The organism is Agarivorans sp. MS3-6, assembly GCF_054112545.1.
In genome coordinates this window covers 714,161-730,847 of the sequence record NZ_CM134202.1, presented here as the reverse complement: position 1 = coordinate 730,847, position 16,687 = coordinate 714,161, and the positions used below count along the sequence as shown (strand labels likewise).

The following is a 16,687-nucleotide window of genomic DNA, read 5'->3' as shown; positions in this document are numbered from 1 at the left end:
TTGGACTACACTAAACCTAGGTGTGGTTCATAGGATGAAATATGCGCGTTTGTTTGCTACTAATCTTTTTCTGTTGCTCAAAGTTAAGCGCTGAACAACTTAGCTTTATGTATTATAGAGAGCAAGGGAAAGCAGCTTTTAGCGAGCTATTAGATGAGTTTTCTAAGCAATATAATCACCAAGTCACGATCTATACGATTACGTCAGACTCGTTAAAACCCACCTTGATCAAGTCGGTAATGCAAGGTCAGTCAGCTGATGTTGTATTTGCCCCTTCCGATGTCATTGGCATCGCCCGCCAAGCCAAATTTTCTGAGGTACCTGAAACGCTTATTAGTAGTGATATGAGCAAAGAGCTGCTGCTTACAGCTAGTATCGATCAAAAAATATACGGGATCCCAATATTGCAGGGAAACCACTTGATGCTATTTTACAACCGCCGCTTCGTAGGTAAACCTGCAAAAACGTGGCAAGAGTTACTGGAACAGCAGCCAGTCATAGAAAAACAAGGGGTAGCAACCATAGGTTGGAACTACTCAGAAATGTATTGGTTTGCCGGTTTCTATAATACCTTTGGTGGTCGAATGACCCGTGGTAAGAAAGTGACCTTGAACGAACCTGCAATGCATGATGCCTTAAACTTTTATCGAAATATTGCCACGCGCAACTTAGTGTCTGCTGATTGTGCTTATGATTGTGGTTATCGAGATTTTATTGAAGGAAAGGTTGCCTACGCGATCAATGGTGAATGGGCCATCGACGATTTTGAAAAGCAGTTAGATGATGACTTGGGGATTGCGGTAATACCAAGCATTGGTGAGCGTCCTTTTCGACCTTTATCATCAAGTTTAGTATTGGTTTTTCCTAACCAAAGTTTGTCGTCAGCTAAAGCGGCTGCACTGCGCCAATTAAGTGAATTTTTACAGACACCTGAAGTACAACTCCGCTTGCATACTCAGGCTCGTTTTTTGCCAGCTAACTCAGCCCTGATTCAGCAAATAAAACAACAATCTACTAGCAATGAGCAAGCTATTCTTAGTCAGCTAGAGCTTGCTGTGCCAATGTCTGCAGAGGCCGCTCAAGCGAGCGCTTGGGTTGGCATGCGCAAAGGTTTCGAGTTATTCAACAAAGGGTTAGTTGATGCTGAAAAAGCCAGTGGATATATGCAGCAATATGCCGATAGAGATTACGGGCAGCAAGCAAAGTAATGAGCGTAAAAATTAATCAACTTCGAACGTTCTTAACTATCAGCATTCTGCTGGGAGCTTTGCTGCCGAGTATTCTTATTGGTTCATTCTTGTTAAAGCAAATTTCCGAGCAAGATCAACAAGGTGTTACTCAAACTCTGTATTTAAAAGCTAATAATATTGCGCAAAGTATTCAGCATCGAGTTCAGCAAGTCTCTCTAGATTTACAAAGCTTAGCGCAGGTGAATGACATTATATTAACGCCTACGTCGGCTATCTTTGGTTTTCAATCTAACCAACTAATTAGTGAGTTGCTACAACAAAATGACTGGGTGTCGGCTATTTATATTGTTGATTCAGAAGGGCGAATTATCGAAGGCGCGCCGCTTCAGGCTGAGGTGCTTGATATACAAGCCCACCTTCCCGCGATAGACCGTTTAAACCAGCAGGTAAAATTAGGCAATAGCCAAACCTTAATTGAAGTTTATCAAAACCCTGAATTCGCCCAACTGGTTGCTGATGGGCGCGACATATACAGCGACTCGGGCTTGCTACTGATGCAGCCAATTATGCAGTCAAATTTGAACGCGCTCAAAGAAAGCCAACAAGTAGGAACGCTAATTGTTTTTATTCCAATGCAATCAATTTGGCATGCGGTTGAGTCGAGAATTGAGCAACAAGGCTCTTTGGAATTATTTTTTTCACAACAGCTTCTATTTCGCGGCAACAAAGGCGAAGTACCGCTCCGACGGTTTTATATAGATGTAGATCTGTTCTTAGACAATATGCCCGAGCCGTTGTCGTTGTCACTTAGCGCTCAAAGCCGTTCTTTATGGAGCTTGTTAGTAGAACGGCAATTCAATCTTGTGCTCATTTTGTTGTTTGTATTTGCACTGGTAACAATAATTGCTGTGTTATTGATGAAACGCATTGTTGAACCGCTAAGCAAATTAAGCCACTTGGTGTCTAAGTACTCGCAAGGTAAGTACGATACCCAAGTACCGCATTTGGCTTTTGAAGAGTTTAATCAAGTAGGAGGCTTATTGAAAAGTATGGCCACCAAAGTGATTAGTGATCAAGAGCAATTGGAACAGCGCGTGGTGGCACGCACCTATCAGCTGGAAGAAGCTAACTCAACCCTAAAGCATACTTTAGAGAAGCTTAATGACACTCAATTACAGCTAGTAGAACAAGAAAAAATGGCCGCCTTAGGTGGGTTAGTTGCGGGTATGGCACATGAGTTAAATACGCCCTTGGGTGTGGGTATTACTGCCGCTTCGCAGCTAGCGAGTAATTACCAAGTTATTGAAAAAAGCTTGGCTGAAGGGACCTTAGCCAAATCAGAACTGCAGGAAATGCTAAGTCAAGGTGCCAAAGGCTGTGAGTTATTGGAAAGTAGTTTGCAACGCTCGGCGGCCTTAGTAAATACTTTTAAATCCTTAGCGGGTAGTGATATCGATGAGAACTTACAGCAAATTAAGCTAAAAACGTGGCTTGAACAGCACTTAAAAATGCTGTTACAACCCTTTAGTGAATTACACATTCAGTTATCCATTAGTGGTAGTAACCCCAGTTTACTGATTAACCAACGAGCGTTAGAGCTAATACTTTCTTGTTTAATCGATAACTCTATTCAACACGGCTTCAGCAAACATAGCTTTCCGCATCTCAAAGTTTATATAGACGCGCAGCAAGAGCAGATTTGCATTAATTATCAAGATAATGGTTCAGGGGTGCAAAATGATGATTTGGGATTGATTTTTAATCCGTTCTATACAACCCATCGAAGTGCAGGCAATGTTGGTTTAGGGTTAAACCAAGTATATAACCTGGTTCACCAGCACTTAATGGGCAGCATTGAGTGTTTTAATGCTGAGCCTCAAGGATTAGGATTTCGAATTAGGCTACCTCGTTAGTTTCTCTTATAACCTAGCCATAAATTATTCAATAAACTGTTCAAATTCACCTTGAATTTGTTGGTACAAATCAGCTGTCCATTCAGGTAGGTGATCAGGTACCGGAAATAGCGGCAGTAGCCTTGGGTCATGAGGGGCAATAACGACTTTGCTATTACCTGGGCCTATTCGCTCTACCAAAATAAATAGGTCCTCAATATTTTGGTCTCCCATTGCTAAGCAGCCTACCGAAGACGCTTTTCCGTGAATAAATATGTTTGATCCTGGACGGTGGCGTTGCTCTTGCTTAGCCTTTTTCAAATCAAAGCTGTTGGGGTAGTTAAGCTTCATCGACAAATGAAAGTTGCTGTTGGGATTAAGCGCTTCTATTTGATAAATGCCTTCAGGCACTTGTAAGTCACCTTCTCTTAATTTAGGGCCTGCAGTACCGCTAGCATGGCGGATCCAATAAGTATGGATATATCTAGGGCCTTCACCGCTATCTGCCCATAATTCAAGTCTACGAGAGCGTTTGCTGGCCAGTAGCGTTATTTTGTGTGGCGGGTAATCGACTTTAGCGGCAACAAATAGCGGTAATAGGCGCTTTAGACTATCGTTATGGTAAGTCTTAACTACTTGTTTAATTGTTCGTTTGTGCTGGGACTTCGCTGCTGGCTCTGGCCAACTTTCAGCAGAAAGAGAGAAGCAAAATATACCCATAATTGCTGTCGTAAACAGCCTGTTGAATTTCAAAACGACGACTCTTTTAAAGAATGAAAAGAGAGTGTACTTGGAGTTTATCCTAAGTGCTATCGCTGGTGGACTGTTTGTCCTTGACCACTTTTGTGAGTCGTTGCTACTTTATATAAGGATCAATATGTTGCGTCATATAGGGGCGGTTGTCATTTTTCTTAGTGGCTTACTTAGTAGCACAACTAAAGCGCATAGCCTTGAAGAGATAACTTTTTATAGTGAAGAGTTTTTCCCGTACAACTATACCGAAAATCTGCAAGTCACAGGCTTTTCCGTTGAGTTACTGGGTTTAGTGTTTAAACAGTTGGGTAGCCCACCTCCAGAGGTGAAAATTGTGCCCTGGAAGCGTGGTTACACTTTACTTGAAAAGCTTGACTACACAGCACTGTTTTCGACTATAAAAACTGAACAACGTTTCCCTCTATTTCACTGGGCTTGTCCCATTAATCGAAGCAGTGCAAATTTGTATGTACTCAGTGATAGCCAATTATCTGTTCAAAATTTGGCTGATTTAAGCGCTTATAAAATCGCGGTCTTAAAAGATCAAGCCATAGAAGCTTATTTGCACAAAGCTGGCTTACAGTTTAGCGCAGTGCCTACCAAATCAGTGGAGCAATCATTTAAGTTATTAGCCTTGCGAAGGGTAGACATGATTGCGCTAGTTTCAGAGTATTTAGATGACCACCCGCGTAGCTTTAAACCGATATATCAACTTTTTGAGAAAGAATATTGCTTTGCCTTTAACTCATCTTTAAGTACTAAGGAGCTCAATCGTTTTCAACAAGCCTTAGCGCAAGTCCGCTTATCTCAAGATTATAGCGACTTATATACCAAGTATTTTGAATAGCCCTTAAAGGTCAATATAACTGCTACTTTAGTAGTAGAAAGATGTTAATGCCTTGTTAATGTTATGAGTAGTGTTTAGGATGAAAAATCAACAAAATCATTGAAGTGTCGTCTCATAAATTGTCGGTTTGGCTTCAGCTTCAGTAAGTCTGTTACTAAGGAGAGTAAAACTATGCGTTTCTGGCTTAGAAAGGCTGCACTACTTGCTAGTGTTTTAACCTTTACCGTGCAAGCTGATAGCGGCACTAATTACCTATTAGCGACTGCCAGTACAGGTGGTACTTATTACCCAGTTGGTGTGGCTTTAGCTACCTTAACTAAAGTGAAAATCCAACCGAAACACAAAGTCAGTGTCTCTGCGATTAACTCGGCCGGTTCCGGTGAAAATATTAAACTGCTGCGTGATAAAGAAGCGCAATTTGCGATTTTACAAGGCTTATATGGCTCTTATGCAGTGAATGGCACGGGCCCGCTTGAAAAAGAAGGCAAGCAAGCCCATTTACGCTCTATCACCATGTTATGGCAGAACGTTGAGCAATTTGTGGTTAAGAAAGAGTATGCCAAGAATGGTGACCTCAGTGATTTACTGGCCCTAACCGGTGAGAAGCTTGCATTAGGTAAAAAGAATTCCGGCACAATCGGATCTAATCGCTTTTTGTTAGGTAACTTAGGGGTTGATATCGACAAGCAAATGGAATTGTTTTCTGCTGGATATGGCCCTTCTGCTGAAGCACTACAAAATGGTCAAGTAGCCGGTATTAATACACCCGCTGGTGCACCAACCGGTGCCGTGACTAAGTTATTTGCAGCGGCTGCAAAAGATGTCGCCCCTCTAGATGTTACTGACCAGCAAATAGAGCAAGCCAATGGGGGCTTAGGTTTATGGACCCGCTATGTGATTCCGGCTGGGACTTACCCAAAACAAGATAATGATTGGAACACCATGGCTCAGCCAAATTTCTTGGCGGTACATGCCGATGTTGATGAAGAGTTTGTTTACCTGCTCACCAAAACTATCTATGAAAACCTCGGTTTTTTGCAGGCGATTCATAAAGCCACCAATGCGATGGCTTTAGAGAAAGCATTAGCCGGTTTGCCTGCACCACTTCACCCTGGCGCCGCTCGCTATTACCGAGAAGCAGGGTTAACCATCCCAGATAACTTAGTTGCTAACTAAGTCTTTTCAGCTAAATAGCCCCCGTCAGGGGCTATTTAACTAACCACTTCCCAGGATATTTTTACTATGCAATGGAATGCTGTACCTGAAAGTATTCGTCAAGAAATTGAAGACACGCGTGCCGTCCCTCTGGTGTATGTTCTAGGGATCATTATTAGTCTCGGCCATGTTTATTTTAATATTTTTGCCGACATAGCGGTGTTACAACAAAATATTTTACACTTTGCGGGCTTCGTTTTATTGTGCGGTTTACTGAAGCCGCTAGCAAAACATCGTTTTACCACTTTGCTAGACCGGGGATGGGTAGTGGCTATCGCATGCTCTGCGGTGTATTTGTTGTTTGCCGAAGACTTGATCTATGAACGGGGGGTTCGTCTTGTTGCTCTAGATTGGCTATGTGGAACCATTGTTATAGTGGGAGCCATCGATATGACCCGCCGAGCGACCGGTTGGGTTATCCCGGTTCTCATTGTTACTGCTATTTCTTATCTGGCTTGGTGGGGCAATTACGTTCCTGGGGTATTTCAATTTAAAGGTTTAAGTTTAGAAACGCTTTTATTTAGAAGTATTTATGGCGATGATGCCATCTTTGGCAACATCGCTAGAATATCCGCTAGCTTTGTTTTCATGTTCATTTTGTTTGGTGCTTTTTTATTACGTTCAGGGGCTGGCGACTTTGTTATTCACCTCTCTAAAAGCATCGCCAGTCGCATGGTTGGTGGCCCTGGTATTGTGGCAATAATTGCCTCCGGATTAACAGGAACAATTTCTGGTAGTGCGGTTGCTAACACGGCCTCTACAGGTGTGGTGACCATTCCCTTAATGAAAAACGCTGGCTTTAGTGCGCGCTTTGCTGCTGCTGTTGAAGCCTCCGCTTCTACTGGCGGGCAAATCGTTCCGCCTATAATGGGGGCAGGGGCGTTTGTCATGGCCAGTTATACGCAGATCCCTTACAGTACTATTGTAATGGTAAGCATATTGCCCGCTATTTTGTATTTTGCCTCTTTAGTTTTTTATGTGCGCACCGAATCTTATAAGTCTGGTTTGACTCGAATAATGGAACCTAGTGCTCCCTTATTGCCGATGGTAATGCGAGAAGGCTTGTCGTTTATTGTTCCTGTTACCTTGCTTATTGTGCTGTTAGTGATTGGCTACACTCCCACTTACGCAGCGGTTGTTGCCATCATTGCTGTTATCGTCAGTTCATGGTTTACCCCTAACAAAATGGGGTTAAGAGCCATCGCAGACGCGTTTGCTTTGGGTTCTAGAAACATGGTGGTGACAGCCATTCTGTTATGCTCGGTAGGTCTGATTGTTAATGTCATCGCTACTGCTGGAATTGGCAATACCTTTTCTTTGATGATTACAGAGTGGTCAGGCGGGAGCTTATTGGTGGCAATGCTATTGGTGGCCATCGCTTCTTTAGTGCTGGGTATGGGACTGCCAGTAACGGCATCTTATATTGTATTAGCGACCTTATCTGCACCTGCATTGTTGCAATTAATGGCCAATACAGAGTTAGTTAATGTTTTAAGTTCGGGTGACATTAGTGCCGAGGTTCAAGCTGTATTAGCCTTAGTTGGCGTGAGCCCAGAGCAGGGGGCTTTGAGTGTTAGTCAGGCGCAACAGTTGATACAACAAATGCCAGATGAAATGATGGCGCTGTTAAGACCGATGTTGCTTGACGATGCTACCATCGCGATGCTGCTGTTAGCATCGCATCTGGTGATATTTTGGTTATCGCAAGATAGCAATGTTACCCCTCCGGTATGCCTATGTACCTTTACAGCTGCAGCTATTGCTAAATCACCGCCAATGGCCACCGGATTTACCTCTTGGAAGATTGCTAAAGGCCTTTATATTATTCCACTATTATTTGCCTATACGCCGCTCGTCCATGGCGACTGGCTGGCTGCGTTGTGGGTGTTTACTTTTGCTCTACCGGGCTTATATGCCTTTACTTTAGTCATGCAAGGCTGGCACAAACGTAAATTGTTGTTGTGGGAACGAGCTTCATTTGGGCTCTTAGCCTTACTGTTATTATGCCCATTACCATGGCTCTGGCAGTTACTCTCGCTATGTAGTCTAGTCATCTTGGTTGGATATTTAAGTCGTAGTGCGAACAAGCGCTTAGCTGCAGATCTTAGTAGACCTGCGGTGTAATGTTTTGCTGCATATTAATGATGAATTATTTCATTGGCTGGCCTGTCATTTTGAGCTGACTCACAGTTTACTATTATGCTTAGCTACGGGGTAAAATGTGGCTGGTAAGCCAACAAAGACGGGGTACTATGTTTTTTTTAGTGTTCACTTATAGAAGGCTGTATGTCAACCGAAATGTTTAATTGGGGGGTGATAGCCCCCGGTAGGATAGCCCGCAACTTTGCTGAAGGCTTAGCGGTTATTCCTGATGCTTGTCTTTATGCGGTCGCCAGCTCTAATTTAGATAGAGCTAAAGCGTTTGCAGCAGATTTTTCAGCTCAGCATGCCATGGATGATTATCAATGCTTGGTTAATGATCCTGCGGTGGATGCCATCTATATTGCTAATCCACATCGTTTTCATTTTGACAGTATAAAAATGTGCTTAGAAGCGGGTAAAGCCGTGCTGTGCGAGAAACCCTTAACTGTTACCGCCAAACAGTCGCAACAGCTTGTCGACATTGCCCAGCAAAATAATGTTTTTTTGATGGAAGCGCTGTGGTCTAGGTTTCAACCTGCTTGGCAGCAAGTTCGTCGTTGGCTGGACGAAAAATGCATTGGCGACATCAAGCTGATCAACTCTTCATTTGGCTTCAATATTCCCCGAGACGAAACTGACCGCTTGCTTAATCTAGAGCTTGCTGGTGGCTCGCTACTGGATATGGGGGTATATAATGTGTCGTTATCGCAATTTGTGATGGGGGATAATCCGGTTAGTGTACTTGCCGATGGGCATGTAGGCGTGACCGGCGTCGACGAACGTACCACGGCAATATTGCGCTACCCAGCGGCTGTAAGTCAGTTCACCTGTAACTTTCTGGCCGATACCGCAAATGACTTTACTATTTACGGTACCAAAGGGCGGATTACGATCCCCAGCATGTTTTGGGTCGCTACTAAGGCCTCTATTTGCATTAGCGGAGAAGTAGAGAAAACAATCGATTTTCCATTTAAGGCCTCTGGCTTTGAATACCAAATTGAAGAAGTGATGCGCTGCGTTCGCAATGGCAAGCTTCAAAGTGAGGTGATTAGTTGGAATGACAGTGTTGCTACCATGCAAGTGATGGATGAAATATTGAATCAAGTAGGGGTTAGTTATCCTTTCGTTGCCAGTGGTGATTAAGATTTCATCACTTAATCAGAAACTTCAGTCCAATTGACTGAATTGCGAGCGGTTGAACAGAATTAGCCTTTACTTTTGAAAGTCATATACGTAATATTCACACCGCTGCGGAGGGGTGGCAGAGTGGTCGAATGCACCGGTCTTGAAAACCGGCAAGGGTTAATAGCCCTTCGAGAGTTCAAATCTCTCCTCCTCCGCCATATTAAGACTGCCATGCAAAGCATGGCTTTTTTAATCGCAGCAACACCCCTGCGGAGGGGTGGCAGAGTGGTCGAATGCACCGGTCTTGAAAACCGGCAAGGGTTAATAGCCCTTCGAGAGTTCAAATCTCTCCTCCTCCGCCATTTTAAAAAGCCACGCTATTGCGTGGCTTTTTTCGTTTCATCTCCCAATCGAGAATTACTTAGAACGTCGTATTGCTCGTCGGAGTCTTTCTACTGGTATATCTATACACTTTATAACTATCAGTGATAGCAATGTGAGTAAAGTGAACACGGTCACCAAATCAAGGCTTCCAAAAACAGGCTTAAACCTCGCTACTTCGCCTAGTAAGAGCACACTTGCGATCATCGATGCTTGGTAGTGAAGAAGGTAAATGGGGTATGAAAAGTCGCCAATAAACTTGTCTAAGTTCTTACTTATTAACTGGCTCACTTGGTAACCCATTGCCAAGCTCATCACTAATAGAGCACTAATTAGCATGTTTAAGTAAAAGAGTAGTTCAACGACACGATGGTCTAAACCTTGAGGTATTAGCCACGCCACTGCCGCTGAAATAGTTACCATAAGGATCAAAATAACCGCGGGGTGTTTTAAAAACACGTTCCAGCTTTTAGGGATGCTTTGGTTTTTTACCATAAAGTAAATCAGTGAGCCTATTGCAAAGGGCAAAGAACCTGCTGGAATAGAGAAGTAACGAGCATGCCAAAATAAATCAACTGTGTAGCTAAACACTACGAAAGCTATCGATAAGCCCAACCAAATATAGGTTCTTATTAATGTTTTAGATACACCTAAACAAATGGCGATATAAAAGAATATTTCTACCGTAAGCGCCCAAGTGGCGGGCGACAATCGTGGAGTAATCGTATGAGGGATCCAGTGTGGGAAAATCATCGTAATATTAGATAGAATACTTAAGCTATCATGCGGTAATCGTATTGTTGAAAAGCCCGTCTCAGGTAGATAGTTGGCCAACACTATGAGTAAAATAAGGCTGGTGATACAGGCAAACCAATAGGCCGGGTAAAGCCGTAAAAAGCGATTGAGGGCGAATCGTTTACGACCACTATTGCTATACCCGTAACTATTTTGCATCACATAAGTCATGAGGTAGCCACTAAGAATATAGAAGCCAAAGACAGCAAAGCGACCAAAGTCGCTGAGCCAAAATATATGACCAAATACCACCATTAAAGCCCAGAAAGTTCTTACAGATCCAAACACCAAAATCCCTTTTAGTTTTATAAAATCAGCGTGCTTTAATCATCGTGCTTCCGAGCGAAATAAACAACCGTAGTGTGTGCATTTTTCGTCATGGGTTTGGAATGGCAACTTAAATGCTCGTATATTGCTGTATGTAACTGCTCATGGCGTTGGCTAAATTTACCGACCAAAATTGCCCAGCAAGACTGAGTTTTACTTGGTCGTCAGCCGTGCTTACTAAACCGTTACGTTTCCACGCTTCAAATAGAGGTTGGCATTGTTTAAATAGTGTTTGACCATTGGTAAATGCACTAGCTTTAATCACCCCTCGATCACAGGCGCTGGTAATTGCGGCAGTTAATTCTGCGTTTGCAGCGGGTAAGCTGAGTTGCTCGAAACTCCAGTGATTATGCTCAATACCTGTTCTCCAACTATCAATGTCTCTTGCCTGCATAAGCCCATAACCATTGATATTTCCACCGGCACCAGCACCAATAGGCAGTATTTCTGCCCCCTGTTTAGCTAAGCTGTTGTAGCGACTTTGTTCCCTAGGGTGACTAGCCCAATGACAGTAACTTAATTGCGAGAATGCTTTTTCCTTAAAGAACTGGTGGCCTTGTTGATACATTAAGGCCTTGTCGCTAGTGCTTAAAGGAACGTTTGCTCTACCAGCATCAATATTGCGTTGTAAGCCGCTACCGCCAAAGGTGAGTAGCTGATACAAATCTACCCCATGTACACCGCTGGAAACCACATCTTGCAAGTCTTGCTGCCAATTTTCAGGAGTTTGATGTGGTAAACCATAAATCAAGTCGATAGCGATAGTCGCGCTACCTGAATCAGTGAGTTGGTGTAAGCGCTCAAGTATGTATTCACGTTTATCTAGCCTTTTTGCCGCTTTACGTACTGTAGAGTTAAAGCTTTGAACACCGAAGGAAAAACGGTTAAAACCGCCGTCTAAGGCTGCTTGAAACTTGTCGTCAGTAAAGCGATTTAGCCGACCTTCAAGGGTTATTTCGCAAAGGGCAGTGAGCGAGAAATAGCGGCGAATTAGTTTACCAAGCCTTAATAATTGCTCTGCGGTCAAATCGGTAGGAGTGCCACCGCCTACGTAAACAGCATCAAATGGTTTTGCTTGGCTCCATGCATACTGAGACTTAGCAATTAGCTCTTGTTCCAACAGTTTAAAGTAATCATCCATCATTTGCTGGCTACTGGCGTATTGAAAGAAATTGCAAAAGCTACAACGAACCCGACAAAAGGGAACATGTATGTAGATAGCCCGCTGGCGTAGGCTTGTAGCCGGAGTATCTAAGTGTTTACGCAATTCACGATGTGCTTCATCTCCAGTGAGGGTTTTTCTTTGCCCGTGTTTGGCATGCGCTGCGGTTTTTTGGGTAAAGGCGAACTGCAGTGGAGAAGGGCTTGCTTGACCGGTCATTATTTCAGGTAATACGATGTTGCTTGAACAGGTTGTGCTAGACATGACTTACTCGAGTTATCATTTAATCTAAATGTAAATCATTATCATTTGGGGTTTATTGATCTAGCCCAAGTTATGTTTTCAATTAAGCAGATTTTGATAAGCATCAACACCTTAGGCTAAGATGTAAATTTTTGCTGTGGTTTAAGCAATTATATCCCTGTTAGCCTGTTATAAGAGCTTGTTGTTGAACTATGATTAAGCAACTTATTGATGTCATCAAGGATTGAAGATGAAGATAGCTTACCGTACCGGAATTCTCCCCTCATTATTGATAGTGGGGCTGCTAGTAGGCTGCAGCTCTGAGCCTAGTCAAACTTGGCAAGTAGACCGCAGTTATCAAATAACGGTATTACATACCAATGATCATCATGGCCGTTTTTGGCAGAATAAATATGGTGAATATGGTTTAGCCGCGCGTAAAACCCTAATTGACAGTATTCGGCAAGAGGTTGCCGCCGAGGGGGGCAGTGTATTATTACTCTCTGGTGGTGACATTAATACCGGTGTACCAGAGTCAGATCTACTGGATGCAGAGCCTGACTTTAAAGGTATGAACCTACTGGGCTATGATGCTATGGCTTTAGGTAATCACGAATTTGATAATGCTTTAGACGTTTTGGCTAAGCAGCAACAGTGGGCCGGTTTTCCTTTTTTGTCAGCCAATATTTATCAAAAATCTAGTGGTGAACGTAAGTTCCAAGCTTATCAAACCTTTGATTTGCAGGGGGTTAAAGTTGCGGTTATCGGCTTTACTACAGAAGATACTTATAAGTTAGTTCATCCGGATACGGTGGCTGACTTAGAGTTTCGCGATCCCAAGCTTGAAGCAAAGCAGGTCATCGCAGAGTTATACCAAAAGGAACAGCCAGATTTAGTGTTTGCTGTGACTCATATGGGGCATTATGCCAATGCAAAACATGGCGTAAATGCACCCGGTGATGTGAGCTTGGCTCGCTCCTTGAACCATGGTGAGTTAGACCTAATAGTGGGGGGGCATTCTCAAGAGCCTGTCTGTATGGAAGGTGATAATCACTATGCAGAATCTTTCAAACCGGGTGATGATTGCAAGCCTGACCAGCAAAATGGAACGTGGATCGTTCAAGCCCATGAATGGGGTAAATATGTTGGTCGTGCCGACTATACGTTTAAAAATGGCGAGTTTTCCCTAGATAGCTACCAGCTGATACCGGTTAACCTAAAGAAAAAAATAAAAGTAGATGGAAAAAAACAACGGGTATTTGTGCAGGATGAAATCGCGCAAGACCCTGCGGTTCTCGCCCTGCTGACTCCTTATCAAGAACAGGGTCAAGAACAGCTAAATGTTGAAATTGCCGATCTCAGCGGCCGCTTAATTGGAGATCGAGACAAAGTTCGTTTTGGTCAAACTAACTTGGGGCGCTTAATTGCTTCGGCTCACATGCAACGAGTGAATGCTGACTTTTCGGTAATGAACTCTGGCGGAGTGCGGGCCTCTATTGAAGAAGGCGCAGTGAGCTATAAAGATGTGCTTACCGTTCAGCCATTTTCTAATACCATTACCTATGTGGATATGACTGGCGCGGAAGTATTAGAATACCTTGCTGTTGTGGCTGCTATGCCGGTAGATACTGGTGCTTATGCGCAATTTGCAGGTATAAGTATGCGAGTGATTAATGGCAAGGTGAGTGATGTAGTGATTGGTGGTAAAGCCTTGCAAGAAAGTGAAAGCTATCGTTTTACCATTCCTAACTTCAATGCGTCTGGCGGCGACGGTTACCCTAAAATAACTGAGCATAGCGGTTTTGTGGATACCGGTTTTGTTGATGCCGAGGTGTTAAAAGCCTTTATGCAGCAGCATAGCCCGATCAACGCGGCAGACTTCGATGACCAAGGTGAAATTAGTTATCAGTAATTAGACCGACATTAGAATAAACCTTTTCAGAAACCACCTGCATTAGTCGGTGGTTTTTTTTCTCACACGCTATTTAGGTTTACGCCCCATCGTTGAATTAGCTTTGTGGTGGTTTGTTTGCTGCTAGCCATCATTTAGTTGTTACTGCAAATGTGCTGAAGTATTCGCTCAGTTCAAATTTTCAAAAATAACTGCTGTTCGCCTTTAGCCGCTTAGCTTATCAATGAGGTAAGCTAGGCGCTTAGTCATAAGTGATGAGTGATGACATTGATAAAGCCTATTCCTGATCCCAAAAGCTACGATATTGTGCCACCTGATATGGGGTATGTGTATTTTGATGCGGCAGAGACGCATCCGTTCGAGCCCACCAATACAGTGTTTTCCAAGGTGAATGCTTGGTGGTTAGCCGATTGTGCTCTGCTGGCGTATACCCACCCGGGGTTCGCTCGAATGGCCTATAAGCTGGCGGGCTTTGAGCAGTTTAGGTTCTTCCAAGGTACCGGTACCGAATGTATGGCTGCCGCAAATGAAGATGTGTTAATCATTAGTTTTCGTGGCACCGAGCTAAAATCGTTATCTGCTTTATATGAACTAAGAAGTGATCTAGACGCCTTACCCAGTTCTTTTGCCGAAGGTGGGCGGGTACATACCGGGTTTCAAAAGGCGCTAGATGAGATTTGGCAGGGCCAAGCTGGATTGGCTGCATTTATTCAGCAGCAAATCGATCTGTACCCCAATCGACCAATGTGGATGACAGGACATAGTTTAGGTGGGGCCCTGGCCAGTTTATGTTTTGCTAAAACTAAGCGGGCTACAGGCTTGTATATATATGGTGCCCCAAGAGTTGGTGATAAAGCGTTTAACGGCCTAATAGACAATCGTCCAGCATGGCGAATAGAGCACGCCAGAGATCCGATCCCGATGTTGCCACCGAATTTACCCGCGCTAAAGTTTTGCTTCGAAAGTACCGGTGAGTTGGTTTATATTCACAGCGACCAAACCCTTGAATATCAGCGACCAGAGAAGAGTTCTGAGCAATATAAGCAGTTAGTGCTTAGCACCTTTAAATCGCAGGAAGCTCGCCGTAAAAGCCTCAACATGGATTTAAATGAGATAAACCAGCACCTGTTAGAGTCATTTAAAGAATGGCGTGATAATTTAAAGCAGTGGCAAGCAGACACCTCGATAAGTTTTACCGACCATATGCCCGTTTACTATAGTCTCAAGCTTTGGAATAACTTACCGCAACAGTCTGTTAATCGCTAATTATTAGCCGATATATCAGAAGCGAAAGGCGGGTTATCTAACTATAATTACATAAGAACAGAGTATTTTATCGTTAATACAGGGCTGTTGGTTAATTAAAGAGTGAGGGTACTATGAATAGTCGAGTAACTTCCTTTATGGAAAGCAATGTGATTAGTGTAGAGCTTGATGATTCGGCTGAAAAAGTCTGTGAAGTTCTCGATGCTAACAAGCTGCATTGTGTACCAGTGTTAACACCTGACGGCAAAATCTTCGGGGTGATAAGTGCTACCGACTTAGTGCATTTTAATACCTTGCACGTGAACCCCAAGTTAGAACATGCATGGGAGCTATGCACTCATAAGGTGATTGAAGTCGCTCCTGATATGTCTGTTCAGGAAGCGGGTGAGCTAATGGTGAAAGAGAAAGTTCACCACCTCGTGGTCATGGAAGGTACATTTTTTATAGGCATTGTCTCGGCGACGGATATCCTAAGAGCATACTTAAATAAGTAACGTTTTGTTTGGTCGCTTTCAAAGCCATTTTGTCCACTGGTAAGTGGGTCCTGTCTGACTTCGATTATTGAGTCTAATCTAGGCAGTGGCCATTGGCGTATGCGTTTTGGTGACTATGTATTGACATATACATATCGAGACAAGCCGATTTCTCAAGCCTTCCTGAAGAATCAAGCAATAATCTACAACATCACGAGAGAGTTGATCGTGTAGGCTAACTGTCAGCATTTTAGACTTTCACGTTCTCAATGATCATGCTGTTTCAGTTTCAGGATAATTACAATATTGTGATTTCTTGCTCTATCTAACTGAATTCCATATGAATTAGTGATAATTTTCCTGGTGATTTATATGTGATGACAACACTTCTTAGCGCGGGTATTTTTTACTTACCGAGTGTTTGAAAGGTTGACGGATGAGAGTGGCGCTGCCGTGAAGGGTTTTAACTTGAGGATAAATATGGACATTAATAACTACCAATTGAATTTTTCTAGCTTAGGCTGGTTTAGAAAGCTATTTCTGATTGTTCATTGGCTATCCGTTGCTGTGATTGTATTGGGTGCAGGTGTCTGGATATTTGTGCCAGAAATAATGAATCAAGAGTTGGGCTTTTCACCGTTTGTCTTGTATGCGATGGTCTTTTTCTCTCTGGCGTATGCATTCTGGATACAAAGAGCTATTTCAAAAAGAAGTCGAGGTCAATTGTTAGCTTTGACCGGTATTCAACTTTTCCCCTTTTTTAATCCGATTACAGCACTTTTATTTTTTGCTATGTATAGATTGAGTAAACAAGAAATAGAACTTAGCCAGCAATACCAGTTACTCAATCAACATACCGAATAAATGCTCCGCAGTGGTTACAGCAAAACGAGGTATAGAATAAGACATCTAGCTAGCCTAAGGGATCACGGTTATTTTTAGCTTTCGCCGATATTTTCTTCAT

The 16,687-nt window shown here is 43.1% G+C and carries 13 protein-coding genes and 2 tRNA genes; 12 read left to right on the top strand and 3 right to left on the bottom strand.

The genetic code is table 11. The annotated features are described in order from the left end of the window. Positions 1 to 41 precede the first annotated feature (41 nt). Both ACVFI8_RS03370 and ACVFI8_RS03365 read left to right on the top strand, forming a co-directional pair. Positions 42 to 1,208, top strand: a complete 1,167-nt coding sequence (locus ACVFI8_RS03370) for a sugar ABC transporter substrate-binding protein (RefSeq protein ID WP_248714836.1) — start codon at positions 42 to 44, stop codon at positions 1,206 to 1,208. Next, the gene (locus ACVFI8_RS03365; RefSeq protein WP_248714837.1) at positions 1,208 to 3,103 is read left to right on the top strand and encodes an ATP-binding protein; all 1,896 of its coding nucleotides are present in this window, start codon (positions 1,208 to 1,210) and stop codon (positions 3,101 to 3,103) included. Before ACVFI8_RS03370 ends, ACVFI8_RS03365 begins: the two co-directional genes overlap by 1 nt. A gap of 24 nt (positions 3,104 to 3,127) precedes the next feature. On the opposite strand, the gene ACVFI8_RS03360 is transcribed toward ACVFI8_RS03365, so the two are convergent. After that, a complete protein-coding gene (locus ACVFI8_RS03360) occupies positions 3,128 to 3,802 on the bottom strand; it encodes a L,D-transpeptidase family protein (protein ID WP_248714838.1) in 675 nt (224 codons plus the stop codon). Positions 3,803 to 3,959: 157 nt separating this feature from the next. Here ACVFI8_RS03360 and ACVFI8_RS03355 point away from each other — a divergent pair, with 157 nt between their 5' ends. From ACVFI8_RS03355 to ACVFI8_RS03330, 6 genes are all read left to right on the top strand, one after another. Continuing rightward, complete coding sequence (locus ACVFI8_RS03355; RefSeq protein ID WP_248714839.1) at positions 3,960 to 4,682, top strand: substrate-binding periplasmic protein; 723 nt, start codon at positions 3,960 to 3,962, stop codon at positions 4,680 to 4,682. 171 nt (positions 4,683 to 4,853) lie between these two features. Further along, complete coding sequence (locus tag ACVFI8_RS03350) at positions 4,854 to 5,858, top strand: TAXI family TRAP transporter solute-binding subunit (RefSeq protein WP_248714840.1); 1,005 nt, start codon at positions 4,854 to 4,856, stop codon at positions 5,856 to 5,858. Between the two features lie 66 nt (positions 5,859 to 5,924). Beyond that, positions 5,925 to 8,021 carry a TRAP transporter permease gene (locus ACVFI8_RS03345; protein ID WP_457873045.1) on the top strand — a complete coding sequence of 699 codons (2,097 nt, stop codon included), beginning with the start codon at positions 5,925 to 5,927 and terminating at the stop codon, positions 8,019 to 8,021. A gap of 162 nt (positions 8,022 to 8,183) precedes the next feature. Then, entirely contained in the window at positions 8,184 to 9,182 is a 999-nt protein-coding gene (locus ACVFI8_RS03340) for a Gfo/Idh/MocA family protein (protein ID WP_457873044.1), read from the top strand. A 109-nt stretch (positions 9,183 to 9,291) separates the two neighbouring features. Further along, a tRNA-Ser gene (locus tag ACVFI8_RS03335) sits at positions 9,292 to 9,382 on the top strand. A gap of 53 nt (positions 9,383 to 9,435) precedes the next feature. After that, a tRNA-Ser gene (locus ACVFI8_RS03330) sits at positions 9,436 to 9,526 on the top strand. Positions 9,527 to 9,581: 55 nt separating this feature from the next. Here ACVFI8_RS03330 and ACVFI8_RS03325 read toward each other — a convergent pair. Next, positions 9,582 to 10,628 carry an acyltransferase family protein gene (locus ACVFI8_RS03325; RefSeq protein ID WP_457873043.1) on the bottom strand — a complete coding sequence of 349 codons (1,047 nt, stop codon included), beginning with the start codon at positions 10,626 to 10,628 and terminating at the stop codon, positions 9,582 to 9,584. 109 nt (positions 10,629 to 10,737) lie between these two features. Further along, positions 10,738 to 12,093 carry a heme anaerobic degradation radical SAM methyltransferase ChuW/HutW gene (gene hutW / locus ACVFI8_RS03320; protein ID WP_457873042.1) on the bottom strand — a complete coding sequence of 452 codons (1,356 nt, stop codon included), beginning with the start codon at positions 12,091 to 12,093 and terminating at the stop codon, positions 10,738 to 10,740. A 229-nt stretch (positions 12,094 to 12,322) separates the two neighbouring features. Between hutW and ushA the strand changes: the two genes are divergently transcribed. From ushA to ACVFI8_RS03300, 4 genes are all read left to right on the top strand, one after another. Next, positions 12,323 to 13,984, top strand: coding sequence for a bifunctional UDP-sugar hydrolase/5'-nucleotidase UshA (gene ushA, locus ACVFI8_RS03315; protein WP_248714845.1), 1,662 nt, complete (start codon positions 12,323 to 12,325; stop codon positions 13,982 to 13,984). 261 nt (positions 13,985 to 14,245) lie between these two features. Next, on the top strand, positions 14,246 to 15,250 hold the full coding sequence (locus tag ACVFI8_RS03310) for a lipase family protein (protein ID WP_248714846.1): 1,005 nt from the start codon (positions 14,246 to 14,248) through the stop codon (positions 15,248 to 15,250). A gap of 113 nt (positions 15,251 to 15,363) precedes the next feature. Next, the gene (locus tag ACVFI8_RS03305; protein ID WP_457873041.1) at positions 15,364 to 15,744 is read left to right on the top strand and encodes a CBS domain-containing protein; all 381 of its coding nucleotides are present in this window, start codon (positions 15,364 to 15,366) and stop codon (positions 15,742 to 15,744) included. Positions 15,745 to 16,203: 459 nt separating this feature from the next. Then, positions 16,204 to 16,587, top strand: a complete 384-nt coding sequence (locus ACVFI8_RS03300; RefSeq protein ID WP_248714848.1) for a hypothetical protein — start codon at positions 16,204 to 16,206, stop codon at positions 16,585 to 16,587. Positions 16,588 to 16,687 lie beyond the last annotated feature (100 nt).